We start from the raw sequence: 3,952 nt of genomic DNA on the forward strand, positions 1-3,952 counted from the left end.
GCGGGATCTGTGACGAGCCGTGCGCCCGTGACCCGGGCCGTGACCGGGGGGATCGCCACGGTCGCCTTCGTGGGGCTGACCGCAGCGATGGGGCCGCTGTTCGTGGCCGAGACCGAGACAGCGGCCGCCGCTGCGCCGTTGCCCACGACCACGGCGCCGCCGGTGTCCGTGCCGGGCCCGCTTCCGGTGCCCACTCAACCGCCGGTCGTGGAGCCGCTGCCGCCGACGGGGCCTGCCGGCACCGCGTGCGCCTGGACCCCAGTGCCCGGAGGAGACCCGGAGGACTACCAGACGACGCTCCAGGCGGCGGGCGCCGCCGGTTCCTGGTGCGACGTGCTGCTGCAAGAGGCCGCGCTGTTCGAGTCGCGGGAGCTGGGCCGCGACGCGCGCGAGCTTATGGTGAGCGGGCACGATCAGCGCGCCCGCTGGTAGCGTGCGGCGCGACTCCACGAGCTCGCCCTGCATGCGCACCTGGATGCCGGCGTGGATGTGGAGCTCGCCGGCGTCGTAGGCGACGCGCACCTCCTCCGCGTTCGCGAAGGTCCGGCCCTCGCCCGGCACGCCCGGGCGCTGCCGCGTCATGTAGTAGCAGCCGAGCACGATGTCCTGGCTCGGGTCGATGACGGGACGCCCCGTCGCGGGCGACAGGATGTTGTTCGTCGACATCATCAGAACCCGCGCCTCGATCTGGGCCTCGACCGAGAGCGGCACGTGCACGGCCATCTGGTCGCCGTCGAAGTCGGCGTTGAAGGCCTTGCAGACGAGCGGGTGGAGCTGGATCGCCTTGCCGTCGATGAGCACCGGCTCGAAGGCCTGCATGCCGAGGCGATGCAGCGTCGGCGCGCGGTTCAGGATGACGGGGTGCTCCTGGATGACCTCGGCCAGGATGTCCCACACCTCGGGGCGCTCGCGCTCCACCATCTTCTTGGCGGCCTTGATGGTGGTCACGTAGCCGCGCTGCTCGAGCTTGCTGTAGATGAACGGCTTGAAGAGCTCGAGCGCCATCCGCGAGGGCAGACCGCACTGGTGGAGCCGCAGCTCGGGGCCGGCCACGATGACCGAGCGGCCCGAGTAGTCGACGCGCTTGCCCAGCAGGTTCTGGCGGAAGCGGCCCGACTTGCCCTTCAGCATGTCGGAGAGCGACTTGAGCGGCCGCTTGCTCGGGCCCGTGATGACGCGCCCGCGGCGACCGTTGTCGAAGAGGGCGTCGACCGCCTCCTGGAGCATCCGCTTCTCGTTGCGGATGATCACCTCCGGCGCGTTCAGCTCCTGGAGGCGCTTGAGGCGGTTGTTCCGGTTGATCACGCGGCGGTAGAGATCGTTCAGATCGCTGGTCGCGAAGCGGCCGCCGTCGAGAGGCACGAGCGGGCGCAGGTCCGGCGGGATCACCGGAATCACTTCCATGATCATGTGCTCGGGGCTGTTTCCGGACTCCCGGAAGGCCTCGAGCACCTTGAGGCGCTTCGCGAGCTTCTTGCGCTTCGCCTCGCTGGTGGCCTCCTTCATCTCGGCGCGGAGGACCTTGCACTCCTCCTCGACGTCGAGATGGGCCAGCATCTCGCGCACCGCCTCGGCCCCGATCCCGTACTCGAAGGCGTCCCGGCCGAACTGCTCGCGCGCCTGGCTGAGCTCCTCCTCCGAGAGCAGCTCGCCCTTGGCGAGCTCCGTCTCGCCCGGATCGACGACCACGTAGGCCTCGAAGTAGAGCACCCGCTCGAGGTCGCGCAGCGTGATCTCGAGGATGTTGCCGATGCGCGAGGGCAGCGACTTCAGGAACCAGATGTGCGCCACCGGCGTGGCCAGCGTGATGTGGCCCATCCGCTCGCGGCGCACCTTCGACTGGATCACCTCGACGCCGCACTTCTCGCAGATCACGCCCCGGTGCTTCATGCGCTTGTACTTGCCGCAGTTGCACTCGTAGTCCTTGACCGGGCCGAAGATCTTGGCGCAGAAGAGCCCGTCGCGTTCCGGCTTGAACGTCCGGTAGTTGATCGTCTCCGGCTTCTTCACCTCGCCGTACGACCACTCCCGGATCTTCTCCGGCGACGCGAGCCCGATGCGGAACGCATTGAACGCGAGCGGGTCCTTGGGCTTCTCGAACAGATTGTAGAGATCGCGCAAGTCGTCTCTCCCCTATTGGCTCTTGTCTTCGATGAGCTCGACGTCGAGGGCCAGCGCCTGGAGCTCCTTCACGATTACGTTGAAGGCCTCCGGCAGACCGGGCTCGAGCTGGCAATCACCCTTCACGATCGACTCGTACATGCGGGTCCGGCCCAGCACGTCGTCCGACTTGACCGTGAGGAACTCCTGCAGGCTGAAGGCGGCCCCGTAGGCCTCCATCGCCCACACCTCCATCTCGCCGAGCCGCTGACCGCCGAACTGGGCCTTGCCGCCGAGCGGCTGCTGGGTGACCAGGCTGTACGGCCCGATCGAGCGCGCGTGGATCTTGTCGTCGGCGAGGTGGTGGAGCTTCAGCATGTAGAGAATGCCGACGGTCACCTCACCGTCGAACGGATCGCCGGTGCGCCCGTCGAAGAGCACCGTCTGGCCGCTGTCCGGCAGGTCGGCGCGCTTCAGCTCGTCGCGGATCTCGGCCTCCTTCGCGCCGTCGAAGACCGCCGAGGAGACGTGGATGCCGGTGCGCACGTTCTCTGCGATCGAGCGGATCGCGTCCTCGCTGGCCCCGTCGAGCAGACGCCCGATCACCTCGTCGCCGTAGACGTCGCGCAGCTTCTCGCGCAGCGCATCGGTGCCGGCGTGCTGTTCGACGAGGGCGTTCACCTGCTCGCCCAGGCCGCGAGCAGCCCAGCCCAGGTGCACCTCCAGGATCTGGCCGATGTTCATGCGCGAGGGCACGCCGAGCGGGTTGAGCACCAGCTCGACGGGCGTGCCGTCCGCGAGGTAGGGCGTGTCCTCCTCGGGCAGGATGCGCGAGATCACGCCCTTGTTCCCGTGACGGCCGGCCATCTTGTCGCCGACGGACAGCTTGCGCTTGATGGCCACGTAGACCTTGACCATCTTGAACACGCCCGGAGGCAGCTCGTCGCCCTTCTTGAGGCGGCCGATCTTCTCGTCGAAGACCGCCTTGATCACGTTCGACTGCTCTTCGAGGCTCGCGAAGATGCGGTCGAGGCGCTCCTGGGTGGCCCCGTCCGTGACCTGGATGTCCTTGCGGCGGCGGATCGGCACACCCTCGATCGTCTCGGACGTGAGCGTGTCGCCGCTCTCCAGCCAGACCTCGCCGCGGCGCTCGTCCGCGATGCGGTTCGCGGCCTTCTTGCCGATCAGCAGCTCCGTGACCTTCGCCAGGGCGTTGTCGCGGATGATGCCGATCTCGTCCTCCTGGTCCTTCCGCAGGCGCTCGACCTCGGCATCCTCGATCGCCCGGGCGCGCTCGTCCTTCTCGACACCGCGGCGCGAGAAGACCTGGGCGCCGATCACGGTGCCCGTGACGCCCGGCGGGACGCGCAGCGAGGTGTCACGCACGTCGCCGGCCTTCTCGCCGAAGATCGCGCGGAGCAGCCGCTCCTCGGGCGAGAGCTGGGTCTCCCCCTTCGGCGTGATCTTGCCGACCATGATGTCGTCGGCCTTCACCTCGGCACCGATGCGAACGATGCCCGACTCGTCGAGATCCTTGAGCGCGTCCTCGCCCACGTTCGGGATGTCGCGCGTGATCTCCTCGCGGCCGAGCTTCGTGTCGCGGGCGACGCACTCGAATTCCTCGATGTGCACCGAGGTGAAGTGGTCGTCCTTGACCAGCCGCTCGGAGATGAGGATCGAGTCCTCGAAGTTGTACCCGCCCCAGGGCATGAAGGCGACGAGCACGTTGCGGCCGAGCGCCAGCTCGCCGCGCTCCGTGGCGGGGCCGTCGGCGATGACCTGCCCCCTCTTCACGCGGTCGCCCACCTTCACGATCGGCTTCTGGTTGATCGCGGTGTTCTGGTTGGAACGC

The 3,952-nt window shown here is 68.3% G+C and carries 2 protein-coding genes; both read right to left on the reverse strand.

What is annotated here, in order from left to right; genetic code table 11:
• Nucleotides 1–2,121 (reverse strand): DNA-directed RNA polymerase subunit beta' (rpoC, locus tag ABFS34_15985; GenBank protein ID MEN8376927.1); only part of this gene is annotated, 2,121 nt, incomplete at its 3' end.
• A 12-nt stretch (nucleotides 2,122–2,133) separates the two neighbouring features.
• Nucleotides 2,134–3,952: DNA-directed RNA polymerase subunit beta (gene rpoB / locus ABFS34_15990; GenBank protein ID MEN8376928.1), on the reverse strand; the 1,819-nt coding region annotated here is incomplete at its 5' end.

The sequence above is a fragment of the Gemmatimonadota bacterium genome (assembly GCA_039715185.1).
Taxonomy (GTDB): Bacteria; Gemmatimonadota; Gemmatimonadetes; order Longimicrobiales; family RSA9; genus DATHRK01.